15 protein-coding genes are annotated in these 15054 nt (G+C 34.1%); 9 read left to right on the top strand and 6 right to left on the bottom strand.

Features of this window, described 5'->3' with window-relative positions:
• Positions 1–8 precede the first annotated feature (8 nt).
• From ICJ85_RS15070 to ICJ85_RS15060, 3 genes are all read left to right on the top strand, one after another.
• Positions 9–1454: an alpha-amylase family glycosyl hydrolase gene (locus ICJ85_RS15070; protein ID WP_188224633.1), complete on the top strand. Its 1446-nt coding sequence runs from the start codon at positions 9–11 to the stop codon at positions 1452–1454.
• Between the two features lie 28 nt (positions 1455–1482).
• A complete protein-coding gene (locus ICJ85_RS15065) occupies positions 1483–3594 on the top strand; it encodes a glycoside hydrolase family 97 protein (protein WP_188224632.1) in 2112 nt (703 codons plus the stop codon).
• Between the two features lie 350 nt (positions 3595–3944).
• The gene (locus ICJ85_RS15060; RefSeq protein ID WP_188224631.1) at positions 3945–5528 is read left to right on the top strand and encodes a BCCT family transporter; all 1584 of its coding nucleotides are present in this window, start codon (positions 3945–3947) and stop codon (positions 5526–5528) included.
• 33 nt (positions 5529–5561) lie between these two features.
• Here ICJ85_RS15060 and ygiD read toward each other — a convergent pair whose 3' ends face one another.
• The 4 genes from ygiD to ICJ85_RS15045 all read right to left on the bottom strand — a co-directional run bounded on the left by ygiD (position 5562) and on the right by ICJ85_RS15045 (position 7853).
• The gene (ygiD, locus tag ICJ85_RS15055; protein ID WP_241739562.1) at positions 5562–6392 is read right to left on the bottom strand and encodes a 4,5-DOPA-extradiol-dioxygenase; all 831 of its coding nucleotides are present in this window, start codon (positions 6390–6392) and stop codon (positions 5562–5564) included.
• Positions 6393–6427: 35 nt separating this feature from the next.
• A complete protein-coding gene (locus tag ICJ85_RS16740) occupies positions 6428–6580 on the bottom strand; it encodes a hypothetical protein (RefSeq protein WP_394354425.1) in 153 nt (50 codons plus the stop codon).
• Positions 6581–6660: 80 nt separating this feature from the next.
• Entirely contained in the window at positions 6661–6843 is a 183-nt protein-coding gene (locus ICJ85_RS15050; protein WP_188224629.1) for a YceI family protein, read from the bottom strand.
• 167 nt (positions 6844–7010) lie between these two features.
• A complete protein-coding gene (locus ICJ85_RS15045; RefSeq protein ID WP_188224628.1) occupies positions 7011–7853 on the bottom strand; it encodes an SDR family oxidoreductase in 843 nt (280 codons plus the stop codon).
• A gap of 160 nt (positions 7854–8013) precedes the next feature.
• Here ICJ85_RS15045 and ICJ85_RS15040 point away from each other — a divergent pair, with 160 nt between their 5' ends.
• Positions 8014–8394 (top strand): winged helix-turn-helix transcriptional regulator, encoded by a 381-nt coding sequence (locus tag ICJ85_RS15040; protein WP_188224627.1) that lies wholly within the window; start codon positions 8014–8016, stop codon positions 8392–8394.
• Between the two features lie 90 nt (positions 8395–8484).
• The gene (locus ICJ85_RS15035) at positions 8485–9516 is read left to right on the top strand and encodes an LLM class flavin-dependent oxidoreductase (RefSeq protein ID WP_188224626.1); all 1032 of its coding nucleotides are present in this window, start codon (positions 8485–8487) and stop codon (positions 9514–9516) included.
• A 71-nt stretch (positions 9517–9587) separates the two neighbouring features.
• On the opposite strand, the gene ICJ85_RS15030 is transcribed toward ICJ85_RS15035, so the two are convergent.
• A complete protein-coding gene (locus ICJ85_RS15030; protein ID WP_206688053.1) occupies positions 9588–10382 on the bottom strand; it encodes a tetratricopeptide repeat protein in 795 nt (264 codons plus the stop codon).
• A gap of 424 nt (positions 10383–10806) precedes the next feature.
• On the opposite strand from ICJ85_RS15030, the gene ICJ85_RS15025 reads away from it, so the two are divergent.
• The 4 genes from ICJ85_RS15025 (at position 10807) to ICJ85_RS15010 (ending at position 14392) form a co-directional block, all read left to right on the top strand.
• The gene (locus tag ICJ85_RS15025) at positions 10807–11682 is read left to right on the top strand and encodes an AraC family transcriptional regulator (protein ID WP_188224624.1); all 876 of its coding nucleotides are present in this window, start codon (positions 10807–10809) and stop codon (positions 11680–11682) included.
• A gap of 66 nt (positions 11683–11748) precedes the next feature.
• Entirely contained in the window at positions 11749–12900 is a 1152-nt protein-coding gene (locus ICJ85_RS15020; RefSeq protein ID WP_188224623.1) for an iron-containing alcohol dehydrogenase, read from the top strand.
• Between the two features lie 170 nt (positions 12901–13070).
• The gene (locus tag ICJ85_RS15015) at positions 13071–13457 is read left to right on the top strand and encodes a hypothetical protein (protein WP_188224622.1); all 387 of its coding nucleotides are present in this window, start codon (positions 13071–13073) and stop codon (positions 13455–13457) included.
• A 77-nt stretch (positions 13458–13534) separates the two neighbouring features.
• Positions 13535–14392 (top strand): HAEPLYID family protein, encoded by an 858-nt coding sequence (locus ICJ85_RS15010; RefSeq protein ID WP_188224621.1) that lies wholly within the window; start codon positions 13535–13537, stop codon positions 14390–14392.
• 49 nt (positions 14393–14441) lie between these two features.
• Here the strand turns inward: ICJ85_RS15010 and ICJ85_RS15005 are convergent, their stop codons facing one another.
• The gene (locus tag ICJ85_RS15005) at positions 14442–14624 is read right to left on the bottom strand and encodes a hypothetical protein (RefSeq protein ID WP_188224620.1); all 183 of its coding nucleotides are present in this window, start codon (positions 14622–14624) and stop codon (positions 14442–14444) included.
• Positions 14625–15054 lie beyond the last annotated feature (430 nt).

Genomic DNA, 15054 nt, shown 5'->3' with positions numbered 1-15054 from the left:
AAGATATAATGAAAAAACTAATGTTACTAATACCTGTTATACTGTTTTTTATTTCCTGTAAAAATGGGAAAAAAGAGGTTGTGCAGGAGATTGAAATACTTCAGGAATCACAAGTGGTTAAACCTATTAACAATAGTGTTTTAGAGTCTGCCGTGATTTATGAAGCTAATATTCGTCAGTATTCTAAGGCAGGTTCGTTTGAAGCGTTCACTAAAGATATTCCTCAGTTAAAACAATTAGGTGTAAAAATTATTTGGTTGATGCCGGTTTTTTCAATTTCAGAAACCAACAGAAAAGCCACAGGTGGTGATTTTGCTTATAAAATTGAAGATGAAGCCGAACGTGCTAAAATGTTAGGTAGTTATTACGCGGTTTCAGATTATACTAAAATAAATCCGGAATTTGGAACTATTGAAGATTTCAGAAATCTGGTTAAAACAGCTCACGATAACGATATTTATGTGATTTTAGATTGGGTGCCAAATCATACCGGATGGGATCACGAATGGATAAAAAATCATCCAGATTATTACACACAAAACGATAACGGGGAGATTATAGATCCTATAAATCCAGATACCGGAGAATCTTGGGGGTGGGGTGATGTAGCCGATTTAAACTATGACAATCCAGATATGCGTAAAGAAATGATAGCCGATATGAGTTACTGGATTACTGAAGAAAATGTTGATGGTTTCCGTTGTGATGTAGCAAGTAATGTACCGACCGATTTCTGGGCACAGGCCATTCCTGAACTTCGAGCGAAAAAGGATATTTTTATGTTGGCTGAAGCATCACAACCTGAGCTATTAAAAGCCAATTTGTTTGATATGGCTTATGGCTGGGAGTTTCATCATATTTTGAATGAAGTGGCCCAGGGAAAAATGAAAGTAAGTGATATAAAAACTTATATAGACAAAAGTAAAACCGAATACGAATCGGATGATATTTTAATGAATTTTGTAACCAATCACGATGAAAATTCATGGAATGGTACCGTAAAAGAGCGCTTAGGCGAAGCAGGTGATTTAATGACGGCCTTAACTTATGTGATGCCCGGGATGCCGTTAATTTATTCAGGACAGGAATATGGTTTAGATTATCGATTAAAGTTTTTTGAAAAAGATTCTATCCCGAAAACAAAAGGTGAAACCTGGAATGTATTAGAGGAATTAGGTAAGCTTAAAAATACCAATAAGGCCTTAAATGGAGGTAAAGTTTCTGCAGGACTTAATATTATAAATGTTGAAAATAAAGATGTTTTGGTTTTGGAACGACATAAAGAACAAGATAAATTGGTTTTCATTGGTAACTTTTCAAAAGCAAAACAAGAAGTAAATTTACCTTTTTCAGGGCAGTTTACCGATTTTATAACCAATACAAAAACTGATTTAAAACAAGGAGAGATTTTAAAATTGAGTCCTTGGGAATTTAAAATTCTAATCAGTAAATAAACGAACCAACTAACTAAATGAAATAAGCATGAAAAGGCAGAATATCTATATACTGCTGTTTGCTCTATTAACTTATTTTGGAGTAGCAGCACAGCAATTATCATCACCAGATGGAGATGTTATCATGGAGTTTTCCTTAAATTCAGAAGGAAACCCGGTTTATCAAATAGCTTTTAAAAATCAGGAAGCAATGAAATCGAGTAAACTCGGATTTACACTTAAGGAATCTGAAAATCTTGATGGCGACTTTACACTTGTAGATAGTGAAACATCAACTTTTAATGAGACCTGGAAACCGGTTTGGGGAGAAGAAAGTGAGATTAAAAACCATTATAATGAACTTCTTGTTCGATTGAAACAAGAGTCTACAGAGCGTTTTATGAATATTCGTTTCCGAGTATTTGATGAAGGTGTGGCGTTTCGTTATGAATTCCCCGAACAACCCAACTTAGGGCATTTTATCATTGAAGACGAAAAAACACAGTTTGCTATGACAGGTGACCATACGGCATTCTGGATTCCGGGTGATTATGACACTCAGGAATATGATTATACCGAATCTCGCTTATCTGAAATTCGAGGGTTAATGGAAGAATCGATTACAGAAAATTTATCTCAAAACCCATTTTCTTCAACAGGCGTTCAGACCTCATTAATGATGAAAACCGATGACGGTTTATATATTAATATTCACGAAGCCGCATTGATTGATTTTTCAGTATTACATTTGGAATTGGACGATAAAAACATGGTGTTTAATGCCTGGTTAACCCCCGATGTACAAGGTACAAAGTCCTATATGATAACTCCTGCAAATACCCCTTGGCGTACTGTAATGGTTAGTGACGATGCAAGGGATATTTTAGCGTCAAGAATGACTTATAATTTAAACGAACCTTGTGCTCTTGAAGACACCTCATGGATTAAACCCGTGAAGTATGTTGGCGTTTGGTGGGAAATGATTACAGGAAAGAGCTCTTGGGCATATACCAACGATTTTAAAGCGGTTAAATTAGGAGTTACCGATTATGGTAAAGCCAAACCAAATGGTACACATGCGGCTAATAACAAGCGAGTAAAAGAACTCATTGATTTTGCAGCGTTGCATGGTTTTGACGGTGTTTTAGTTGAAGGTTGGAATGTAGGCTGGGAAGATTGGTATGGGCATTCTAAAGATTATGTGTTCGATTTTGTAACACCTTATCCCGATTTTAATGTTGATGAAATTCACGCCTATGCGAAAACTAAAGGGGTTGAAATGATTATGCATCACGAAACATCGTCATCGGTTAGAAATTATGAAAGACATCTAGATGAGGCCTATCAGTTTATGAAAGATCATGGTTATAACGCCGTGAAGAGTGGTTATGTGGGAGATATTTTGCCAAGAGGTGAAAATCATTACAGCCAGTGGATGATTAATCATTATCAGTATGCTATTGAAAAAGCGGCAGATTATAAAATTATGGTGAATGCCCATGAAGCTGTAAGGCCTACAGGAATAGCGAGAACCTATCCTAATTTAATAGGAAATGAGTCGGCGCGTGGTACCGAGTATCAGGCATTTGGAGGTTCTAAACCTAATCATGTTACGGTATTGCCATTCACACGTTTAATTGGTGGCCCAATGGATTATACACCGGGTATTTTTGAAATGGACATCAGTAAATTGAACCCAAATAATAATTCAAATGTTAATAGCACTATAGCTAATCAGTTGGCGCTTTACGTTACAATGTATAGTCCGTTACAAATGGCTGCTGATTTACCAGAAAACTACAATAAGTTTTTAGATGCATTTCAGTTTATAAAAGATGTCGCGGTAGATTGGGATAAAAGTGTGTATTTAGAAGCAGAACCAGGAAGTTATATTACCATAGCAAGGAAAGCTAAAGGCACAAATAATTGGTTTGTGGGGAATGTTAATGGAAAACAAATCCGCCAATCTAAAATTTCATTAAACTTTTTAGATAAAGGGAAAAAATATATGGCAACTATTTATGCGGATGCAAAAGATGCCAATTATAAAACTAACCCGCAGGCTTACACGATTAAAAAAATGAAAGTAACAAGTAAGTCTAAACTATCATTAAACAGTGTTGAAGGTGGTGGGTATGCCATAAGTATAATAGAAGAATAAAATAAAAAGTATCTAAATAAAAAAGCCTCTTGGATGTATTCAAGAGGCTTTTTTTCGGCTTTTACATTTAGATTTTAAGATTAATATGTCATGTTTTTTTGTGAAATATTCTCAGGAATCTAATTTGTCACTGGGTAATGAATTAAATTCAAAACTCAAATAGCGTATGATTTGCATAGGTGAGTTATTTGTAATTACTTGATAATATCCTTACATTTAGCCTTTAATGATTTTGGTTGTTTATCTAACTTAAGTATTCACTTAATCTTCTAGAATCGTTTTATTGTCTTTTTGTGACTATCATCATAGCAAAAGCACATATATTTTTTTAAATCTAAAACATAAGAGTCTTGAAAAAATCTCAAAATAAAATACTTGATTTTCATTATCCTGTATTTATTCCCGCAGCTTTAATAATTTTAATTTTTGTCTCTGTTGCTATAATATTAGGCGAACCCTTAAGTGATTTTTTTCTGGAAATTAGAAACTTGATTTACGATAAAATTGGATGGTTTTTTGTGTTTACGGTAAACACCTTATTGGTAGTTGCAATCTTATTAGCCTTTAGTAAGTTTGGGAAAATAAAGTTGGGCGGAAGAAGTGCGTCACCAGACTTTAGCAATTTTGCCTGGTATTCGATGTTGTTTTCGGCAGGAATGGGAATAGGACTTATATTTTATGGTGTTGCAGAACCAATTCAGCATTTTGCTGTTCCGCCAATCCCTGTTAATGGAGAAGTTGATGCTGCTAAACAGGCTTTTAAATTTACGTTTTTACATTATGGTTTACACCCTTGGGCGGTCTATGGTATGATTGCTTTGGCGTTTGCCTTTTTCACTTTTAACAGAAAACTACCACTCACAGTAAGATCTCTATTTGCTCCACTTTTAGGTAAAAGAATTAATGGGATTTTTGGACATGTGGTAGATACTTTAGCAGTAATCGCATGTTTGTTTGGTTTAGCTACAACCCTTGGTTTTGGTGCTCAACAGGTGGGATCGGGTTTACATTTTTTATTTGGTATAGAAAACAGTGTTAGAAACCAAATCATTTTTATTTCAATTACAACCTTACTGGCAACAGCATCTATAGTTTCTGGATTAGATAAAGGCGTAAAAATGCTAAGCGAGCTTAACATTAAAATAGCTGTAGTATTTATGTTATTAATGTTGATTATTGGGCCAACAGTTTTCCTTTTAGATTCGTTTCTTGAGAACATTGGTTTGTATGTTCAAAACATAATAGAATTGGGAACTTATACGGAGGTTTATGCCGAAACAAAATGGCAAAATAACTGGACTATTTTTTATTGGGCCTGGTGGATTGCCTGGAGTCCTTTTGTTGGAATTTTTATAGCAAGAATATCAAAAGGTAGAACCATAAGAGAGTTTTTAACAGGGGTAGTAATTTTGCCAACAGTATTTTCGTTTTTATGGTTTACGGTGTTTGGTTCTTCAGCAATTCATTTAGAGTTAAATCATTTAGCAGATATTTCAGGAGCGGTAAGTAAAGATATTTCTACAGCTCTATTTGAAATGTTAAAGAACTATCCGTTTAGTTCTATTTTAAGTGTTATCGCTATACTTTTAATTATCAGCTTTTTTGTGACTTCAAGTGATAGTGGTTCTTTGGTTGTTGATTTTATTACTACCGGAGGAAAACTTGATGCTCCGGTAGGTACGCGTATATTTTGGGCTTTAATAGAAGGACTTTTGGCTATCTCATTACTAATAGGAGGCGGTTTAAGCACTTTACAAACCACCGTTATGTTAGCGGCTTTTCCCTTTGCTATTATTTTACTGGTTATGACATTTTCTTTATTGAAGGGGTTACGCAGGGAACGTTTAAGGAATTTACGGTACAAGGTAAAGCGTAATGCAAGAGTGCAAACTACGCAAATTGAAAGATTTATTGAGGATCAGGAAGATGAATAGTATTATCGTTTTTGTAATTCGCTTTACCTAAGATTATATATTATCTATCTTCAAAGAAGTCATAGTTAGTGATCCAGCCACAGGCTTATCGTTAAACAAGGTGACTTTTTCGTTGTCTTCTTTTAGAGCCAAGGTATAAAGTAACGGTAAGTAATGTTCAGGCGTAGGAATAGCCAAATCGAAAGCTTTGCCTTGAGATCTGAAATTGATAAGGCTATTATGGTCATTATTTAAAATGAAGCTTTTCATTTTTTCGTTAGCCTCGGTTGCCCAGTCATAAGCATATTCTTCGTTAAGTTTATTCCAGGCCACCATACGAAGATTATGTACCATATTACCACTGCCGATTATCAATACACCCTTGTGCCGTAGTTTATTTAGCTGTTGTGCTAGTTCATAATGATATTTTGGCGATTGTGTATAATCTATACTCATTTGAATTACTGGAATATCGGCATTAGGGTAAAGGTGTTTAATAACACTCCAGGCCCCATGATCGAGCCCCCATTTTTCATCTAAACCAACTTCGGTTTTTGTAATTATGTTTTTAGTTTCTTGAGCTAATTTAGGACTGCCGGGAGCAGGATATTGTACATCAAACAAGGCTTGTGGAAAACCACCAAAGTCGTGAATAGTTGGTGGATTCTGCATAGCTGTTACAAAGGTACCACGTGTTTCCCAGTGAGCCGAAATACACAAAATAGCATTTGGTCGAGTAAGTTCCTGACCTAATGTTCTAAAATTTTGAACGAACTCATTCTCCTCGATAGCATTCATAGGGCTACCATGACCAAGGAATAATACAGGCATTTTACCTGTATTACTCATAGTTGAGGTCATTTTTTCTAAATCTTTTAAATTCATACTTGAACCTATTAGGGGCAATACTGCCAATGATTTTAAAAATTTTTTTCTATCCATTTCATAAAAATCATTAAAGGAACCTGTTTTGTAAACAGTACTTCAGCAGTGATTTTTACTTCATCTGCTACCAAAACGCCTCCAGTTTCTATAGCCGCATTCCAGTTTAATTCCCAATCTTTACGATTAATTTTTCCTGTAATCTCTAGAGCGAGCTTTTCATTACCCCAAGGGCTTTGTTAGTTCCTCCATTTTCAACATCTAAAACCACCTATTTACTTATTCCTTCTATGGTTAGAGCATCAGTTAATTTATATTCATCATCGTCAACTTTAGTTAACGACTTACTTTCAAAAGTAATAGATTCGTGATTCTCAACATCAAAAAAATAAGCACTTTTTAAGTGTGTATTTTTGTTATCTAACAAGGGTATTAATGTTATTAGCTTTAGCATTTAAATTAAAAATAGCGTCACTAAATTTGATTTTGAGGTTCTTATGTCTATAGTAGTACCATTAAAAGTTCTGTTTATATGATTGAAACCTAAATGAACTATGGTAAAATATAGATGAGAATGTGGAGGGGTATTGGTCCATATTTGTTTTAACGCTAGAATTTTGTTTATAAAACCTCACTTATAGATTTGGCTAAAGGCGTTGTAGGTCTTCCTAATAATGTGGAAAGCTGATGATTGTCGTCAAATAAATCGCCGTTAGATGCCGATACGTCCCAACTCGCTAAACCTTTTGCAAGGCCTTCGGGTAGCCCTACTTGTAGCAAAATACTAGCATAAGCTTCTTCTGGAAGATTGTTATAAGGAATGTTTTTTCCGGTTTGATTAGAAATTTCGGCAGCTAGTTCGGTTAGTGTGTAACTTTCATCTCCAGCAAGTTCAAAAACTTTTCCTTTATGTTCTTCATTTGTAATAACAATAGCTAAAGCTTCTGCAAAATCTAGTCGTGCAGCAGAAGATATTTTTCCGTCACCAGTACAACCAATAAAAGCGCCATTTTCTATGGCACTTGGTACAGAAGCCGTATAGTTTTCGGTATACCAACCGTTGCGCAATATGGTGTGATTTACACCAGAGGTTTTAAGTTCTTGTTCTGTAGTTAAATGTTCGCCTGCTAAATTTAAAGTAGAGCTATCTGCTCTAAGTAGACTGGTATAAGCAATCCAGTTAACATTCGATTTTTTAGCAGCGTCAATAACGTTTTTATGTTGTCTTGCTCTTTGTCCTATTTCGTTAGCAGAAATAAATACTAATCTGTCAATTCCGATAAGTGCTTTTTCTAAACTTTCAGAATTGTTATAGTCGAATTCACGCGCTTCAATTTCTAACGATTTGGCTTTTTCTTTAGAGCGTACTAAAGCTACCAGATTATCACTAAACCCTCTTTTTTTCAATTGTTCTACTACCAGTGTTCCAAGTTGACCGGTAGCTCCTGTTATTCCTATTTTCATAATACTTGTTTATTTAGATTTCTATTGTATATTTGATTTATAAAAGTTTTTAACTTACTTTTAGTTAGTCAAAGGTAATATGTAAATATTTAAAAAGCAATAGGTTACATTGTCGTGTTATACTAACCTTAGAGTTAGTTTTAATAATAATCAAGGATTTATGGATCAAGAAATTTTAAAAAAATATAGTAATGTAGAGGAATGTCCGGTTAGAAATGTTTTAGACCGCATTGGTAATAAATGGACCTTATTAGTGTTGTTGGTGTTAGAGGAAGAAAAGGTGTTACGTTTTAATGAATTGCATAACTACATTGTAACCATATCTCAAAAAATGCTGAGCGTTACATTAAAAAGTCTTGAAGCAGACGGCCTAGTGAAACGTACCATTTATCCGCAAGTTCCACCAAAAGTGGAGTATGAATTAACTGAGCGTGCGCAATCTCTTTTACCTCATATCCATAGTTTAGTAGATTGGTCTAAAGATCATATTAACGATATAAAAGCATCAAGGAAAAACTATGAGTTGGTTACTAAAAAGTAACTCGCTAAACCTGAGTTTATTCCGTTATTTAGTTTAATTTTTTGGAAATTTGCCGTGGGTAAAATCCGTTATAAATTGAATTTAAATCATATGATATCTAAACATACAGCTTATTCTATTTTAGAATTAGCACTAATTTCTAAAGGTCAATCAGTAAAACAAACTTACAAAAATGCTGTTGCTTTAGCTCAAAAGGCTGAAGGGGAAGGGTATAAGCGTATTTGGTTTGCAGAGCATCATAACATGATGGCTGTAGGAAGTAATGCGCCTACGGTTTTAATTGGGCATATTGCTGAAAAAACATCAACAATTCGTGTAGGATCAGGTGGTGTAATGTTGCCAAATCATTCTCCGTTAGTTGTTGCTGAGCAATTTGGAACCTTAGGAAACCTGTATCCAAACCGAATTGATTTAGGTTTAGGAAGGGCACCCGGAACCGACAGAGATACTGCATTGGCGATAAAATCTGATTTTTTGCAAGCATCGCATTCTTTTCCAAATGATGTGGAACAAATACAGCTATTATTTTCCAAACAAAATGATACTGCTAAAGTGCGGGCTGTTGTGGCCGAAGGGGTAGAGGTGCCTATTTACATTTTAGGATCAAGTGCTGATAGTGCGCATTTGGCCTCGAAAAAAGGGTTGCCATATGCTTTTGCAAGTCATTTTGCAACAGCACATTTAGAGAACGCATTGGCAATTTACAGAAATGAATTTAAGCCTTCGGTAGATTTAGAATCTCCTTATGTTATCGCTGGGGTAAATGTTATTATAGCCGAGACTGATGCTGAAGCCGAGCGTTTGTTTACATCATCTTTAAGAATGATTATAGGTATGTTTACAGGCAAACGAGATTATATAAATCCACCAACGGAGATGACTTCAGATTTAAAGGAGATTATTCAGCATCCTCAAATTCAGAATATGATTAAATACAGTTTCGTTGGAAGCAAGGAAACTGTTAAGGGAAAAGTTAGTTCATTTTTGAATAAAACGCAGGCCGACGAATTGATAATTTCAACTAATGTTTATGATATTAATGACCGGTTATATTCCGTTCAAAAATTTGCGGAGGTAATGCGAGAGATTAATGGGGAATTTTCCAATCTGTTTGAGTTTTAGTTTAAGTGTTTTTATTCGTGCTCCAAGAGAGATTGTTTGGTAGTTATGAAAATATCGAGTACATAAAATATTTAAATAACTATTTCATTTACCGGCTTACTTACAAAAGCTTGAAATTGTTCATTGTTTCGAAGCTTGTCAAAATGCTTTTCGTTAAGAATTTCTTCGTTAAGTGTGTCTGATAATGAAATTGCCTTTTGAATATCTTTTATAGCTTCAGCTTGTCTATCTAACTGCGCATATGCGCAAGCGCGTTGCCAGTAAGCAAGAGAATATTCATCATCATGCTCAATAGCAATATTTGAAAGATTTAAAGCCCAGCGCACTTCTCCAATTTCTAATAAAGCATCTGCCTTATAGGTCATAGCTTCAATATCATTAGGATTAATCTCTAAAATTTCATCATAAATTGAAATTTTATCTTCTTCACTTTTTTCTAATCCTGCACGCATCCATAAAGAATGTATAGAATTGGTATTAGAAATTTCCTGTTGGTTATTGATAATTATTTTAGAACGCTCGACCATTTTATTTTCAATCTGTTGCAACCTCTTTTCATAATCACCTGTTAGTGTTTGTATCTTTTTAGCTGTATCAATTTTAATACTCTTTTTTATATCGTTTAACGAACGCCATCCTAAAAGCACAAGTAATGACGCTGCCGCAGTTATGATATAAAAGATATTATTTACCGTACTTGTAGTATATTGAATGGCTCTATCTGATGAATCTAATCTGGCTTCTGCTATTTGCTTAGCTAGTTCTCCCTTTAAACGTTGATTATCCTGCCTTAAACTTTTAATCTCGTCAAGAATGTAACGCTCAATTAAAGGTTTATATAAAGGTGTCTCAATGGTGTTGCTCAAGGTATCTTGAGTGTTAGCAAAAGAAACAAATGATAAACTGCATATAGATAGGACTAACAAGGCTCTAAGCATGACTTAATACGCTATTTTATAGATTTTTATATTTTTTGCAAACTTCAAATAATTTATCGAATTGACAAGTTATATCTTCGTTAAATTTTAAATAACTATCACCTGTTTTACATCATATCGGTCTTATTGCTTTTGAAGGTTTGTTTTATTACATCAAACTAATCTGAAAAAAGGTGTATTTGAATCAAGGGAATCAACATCCATAGAGAAAAGTTTAAATAGGCCAGCTGTGAGGTAATTGCCAATAAGAATACAGCAGAGGTCCTGTTTTTAATGATTATTATATTTAGTAACATTTAAAGATTACCCGCTATTTCTTAATAACTTTGCAGGCTCAAATTTAAAGCTCAAGATGGAAATTGCTAATTATACACTAAAGGAATATTTTGATCAAAAAAAGTCGCCTTGCCTTTCTTTTAATGTTTACAGCTTAAAGGATCTCGCTGTAAAAAAAGATGAAAAATTGCACAGAAGTGATTATTTTCAAGTCATTTTATTGCAGGAGGGCGAAATAAGTCAACATATCGAACATGAAAATTTTCAATTATTAAGCAATCAGATTTCAGTAGTGTTTCCTCATCAAATCAATGCTTTTGAGTCAGATGAAAATGTAAACGGTATTGTGGTTCAGTTTGATGAAGTGTTGTTCTGTTCCGACTTATTAAAAAACGAGTTAATTTCATACAGCAACGATTTAATAAATAAATTAAATCATGTGGTTTTAGAGGGCGATACCTTTTCGAAAATAAATCATTATGCTGTTCAAATTCTTGATTTGTTTAAAAACCTGTCTCCTATAAAGAAGGAACAAATTCGATTTTATATAAAAATCATGCTCCTTGAAATTATTGAGGCTGCACATCAAAATTATAAAGGTTTTCAAGCCCCAGATCAATTAGATTATTTTGCACGATTTAAAACTTTAATCGAAGCAAATTACAAATCAAAGCGCACAGTAACGTATTATAAAGACGAGCTTCAAATTACCTCTAAGAAGTTAAATGAAATTTGTAAGAGTAAAACAGGAAACACAGCGTTAACCATTATTCACGAGCGTATTCTTACCGAAATAAAACGATTACTTATATTCTCTGGTAAAAATCATAAAGAAATTGCATACGAGTTAGGTTTCGATTCGCCTTCGGCTTTAAATAAGTTTGTTTATGCTAAACTTAAAGAAACGCCAAGCGAACTTAAAGAATCGTTGTCTCAAATTTATAAGTATTAGTACAGTTTTTATAATCAAAAGCCTTCTTGCCTAATTTAATTTTGCCTATTCAAAAAAATATACAAGATGAGTAAATTATTTATAGCAAGTGAAGTTTTCCATGGTGTTGGTACTTTGGAAGAGTTAAAAAATATTAAAGGACAGAAAGCAGTTCTTGTAACCGGAGGAAGTTCAATGAAAAAAAGCGGCGCTTTAGACAAAGCTGTTGCCTATTTAAATGAAGCAGGCATTGAAACTAAAGTTTTTGAAGGCGTTGAAGAAGATCCGTCATCTGCAACATGTTTAAAAGGAGCTGAGGTAATGCAAGCGTTCCAACCAGATTGGATTGTTGGTGTTGGAGGGTGTTCGGCTATCGATGCAGCAAAAATGATGTGGGTGTTTTATGAATATCCAGATGCAGATTTCGATGCTATGACCAAACCGTTTTCGGTTCCAACTCTAAGAACTAAAGCTAAATTCGTAGCTATTCCTTCTACAAGTGGAACAGGAACTGAAACTACAGGTTTAGCTGTAATTACAGATCGTGAAAAAGGTGTTAAATACCCAATCGTTTCTTATGAATTAACTCCAGATATTGCTATTGTTGACGGTGAAATTTGTTCAACAATGCCAGCTCACGTAACATCAAACACTGGTTTAGATGCCTTAACACACTGTGTTGAAGCTTACGTTTCAAATATTGATGATAACTATGCTGATGCCTTATCAAAAGGAGGTTTAGAGATTGTATTTAATAACCTAAAAGAAGCTGTAAACAATCCTGACAACTTAAAAGCACGTCAAAACATGCATGATGCGTCATTTATGGGAGGTTTAGCTTTTAACAATGCATGGTTAGGTATTGTACACTCATTATCTCACCAAGTTGGAGCACTGTATGGTATTCCTCACGGCGCTTCAAATGCTATTTTCTTACCAAACGTTATTCGTTTTAATGCAAAAGTATCTGAGCGTTTCCCAGATTTAGCAAAATTAATTGGTAAAGAAACAGCTGAGGATTTAGCAGTGGCTGTAGAAACTTTAAGAGCAGACGTAAACAACCAAGCGACAATTAAAGAATTCGGAATCTCTAAGGAGGATTGGGAAAAGAATTTAGATTATATAGCAAACAATGCCTTCTTAGATCCTTGTACAAGTTTTAATCCAAGAAAACCAACCGTAGAGGAATTAAAAGATATTTATAACGCATGTTATAACGGAGAGGTAGTTAATTTCTAAATAGAAATAAGGTTAATAGTTAGAAAAAAAATCCAGTTCAATTGAACTGGATTTTTTTGTTAAGTGACTTTTAGATGTAGTAATAACTATGACGTGTATTTTCAAAAATTAACATCAATTTATAACGTAACATGTCTTAGTTTTCTAAAATAAAGAGTTACTTTACAATCGTGTTTAAGGAGATAAGACATAGTAGAATTGTAGTTGCATTTTGGGGGTGTATGGCTTTATATTTATTGAATATAAGCGTAGATCCAGCCGATATTCAACCAGATTATATTCCTGAAGATTTATCTTTTAATGATCAGGAAAGTATAATTGAAATTGTTGTAGAAAAAGTGTTTGGTTTCGAGGATGCTTTTGAAGAATACGACGATCCGGATACTGAAGAACACAATCATGCTAAACCCTTAAAGATTGATTTAGGTATGGTTTTTTCAGAAGATAAATCATATGAATTGTTTTATATAACGGCTACACATCAAATTTTTTACCGTTATAAGTCGGGATTGACTATGGGCGTCTTCGATATAGATACGCCGCCACCTAAAATTTAATTTGTTTTTAATAGATATTAAACCATGCCTTGAATAAGGTGTGAACATCTTACTAATTCTTAAAAGCAAATTTAATCATGAATTTAAATATAAAATGTATGCTAATGGTAACATTGGCATTATCAACTAGTGCCTTTGCACAACATAAAACAACACTATTAAGTACAGATTTAGAAAACGCTGAAGCATCTTCAGACTTACCTGTAAAAGTAGAACACGCCGAACCTTTATTTATCGATTTAATACGTGACCTTGGAGCTCGAAAAGGCGAACGGGAATGGAACTTAGGTTTGGGAATGACAGATAATTTAAGTTTCGACACCTATGAGGCTCTTGTTGAATACGAATGGGCCCCAATAAACCGATTAGGATTGGAAGTCGAGTTTCCTTTTACGTTTTATGCACCAGGCAGCGGGTCGCAAAATAGCGCTATACCTTCAAATCGTTTAAATAGTATAAAAATAGCGACGCAATGGTCCTTTCTTGTGAATGAAAAAATGGCCACATCAATGGCTATCGGCTACATTAATGAATTTGAGTTATCAGATTTTAAAAGCTTTGGTTCACCTTTAATAACTGGGAATGTTTATAATCCTTTTTTGGTTGTAGCAAAGCGTTGGGGGAGCCAGTTGCATTCGTTAATTTACACTGGACCTATGATTGCTCAGCATTTTGAGACCAATAAATTTCATACCACCTATGATATAAATACAAGTTTTCACTACATGATTGCTGGTACGCGTAATTTTATAGGTGTAGAGTTTAACAAAACATTTGATAATAATGATTTTGATATGACGATTCGTCCACAAATGCGTGTTGGAGTCATAGATAATTTGTTAATTGGCATTATTGCGGGAATTCCTGTAAACAGAGAAAATGAACGTTTGAGTTCTTTTTTAAGACTAATCTGGGAACCCCAACATAAAGGGTAATTAAGTTGTCTGACTAAAAGAAGTTGCTGAAATGGCAACTTCTTTTAGATTATAGAATTAAATTTCCTGTTTTTGAATTTCGAAATGAAAAATAGACATACCAACGTTGCTTTAAATTACCACTGGCTGTGTAGATTTTGGGCTTGGAAAATTGTTTTTGCACAGATAAATCGTATTCGTTTCCGTATTCACTTTCGTATTCACCTTGCAATATATCAGAAATATTAGACATAAAAAAAACGGTTTGGTGACACTAAACCGTTGATTTTACTAGCATTTTGCTTTGTAGCGAGAGCGGGGCACGATCCCGCGACCTCCGGGTTATGAATTCAAAAATCGTGTTCATCAAAACACGTTTATTGGGGTTCACAGAGCCCAATTTCTTATAATCGTGTTCACAAACGTGTTCAGGTTTGTGTTAATAATTTTTAAATTTTAATTTGATGCAATTTAGTTATTTGAAATTTAGTTCACAAAAGCAAAATTGATTAAGAAAATATTCTAGAATATAAACAGACTATTTATTGGTTTCAAATTAGGGTCTAAAACCCTGCAATTTCATTGCAGCACTTTAGTGATATAAAAATTATATCTTTATGATATGTCAGAATATCAGCGAAGAGGATCTCATACAGTTAGTCATTTGAGTTGTCATATAGTTT

The sequence above is a fragment of the Aestuariibaculum marinum genome (assembly GCF_014596975.1).
Taxonomy (GTDB): Bacteria; Bacteroidota; Bacteroidia; order Flavobacteriales; family Flavobacteriaceae; genus Aestuariibaculum; species Aestuariibaculum marinum.
The sequence above is the reverse complement of the archived record's forward strand: the minus strand, read 5'-3'. Positions and strand labels throughout refer to the sequence as shown.

What these genes read in the sequence shown, in the direction of transcription:
- ICJ85_RS15040 (WP_188224627.1), top strand. Translation starts at nt 8,014, where the DNA reads ATGGATCAAGAAATTTTAAAAAAATATAGTAATGTAGAGGAATGTCCG.
- ICJ85_RS15020 (WP_188224623.1), top strand. Translation starts at nt 11,749, where the DNA reads ATGAGTAAATTATTTATAGCAAGTGAAGTTTTCCATGGTGTTGGTACT.
- ICJ85_RS15010 (WP_188224621.1), top strand. Translation starts at nt 13,535, where the DNA reads ATGAATTTAAATATAAAATGTATGCTAATGGTAACATTGGCATTATCA.
- ICJ85_RS15050 (WP_188224629.1), bottom strand. Translation starts at nt 6,843, where the DNA reads ATGCTAAAGCTAATAACATTAATACCCTTGTTAGATAACAAAAATACA.
- ICJ85_RS15025 (WP_188224624.1), top strand. Translation starts at nt 10,807, where the DNA reads ATGGAAATTGCTAATTATACACTAAAGGAATATTTTGATCAAAAAAAG.
- ygiD (WP_241739562.1), bottom strand. Translation starts at nt 6,392, where the DNA reads ATGAATTTAAAAGATTTAGAAAAAATGACCTCAACTATGAGTAATACA.
- ICJ85_RS15070 (WP_188224633.1), top strand. Translation starts at nt 9, where the DNA reads ATGAAAAAACTAATGTTACTAATACCTGTTATACTGTTTTTTATTTCC.
- ICJ85_RS15035 (WP_188224626.1), top strand. Translation starts at nt 8,485, where the DNA reads ATGATATCTAAACATACAGCTTATTCTATTTTAGAATTAGCACTAATT.
- ICJ85_RS15005 (WP_188224620.1), bottom strand. Translation starts at nt 14,624, where the DNA reads ATGTCTAATATTTCTGATATATTGCAAGGTGAATACGAAAGTGAATAC.
- ICJ85_RS15065 (WP_188224632.1), top strand. Translation starts at nt 1,483, where the DNA reads ATGAAAAGGCAGAATATCTATATACTGCTGTTTGCTCTATTAACTTAT.
- ICJ85_RS15045 (WP_188224628.1), bottom strand. Translation starts at nt 7,853, where the DNA reads ATGAAAATAGGAATAACAGGAGCTACCGGTCAACTTGGAACACTGGTA.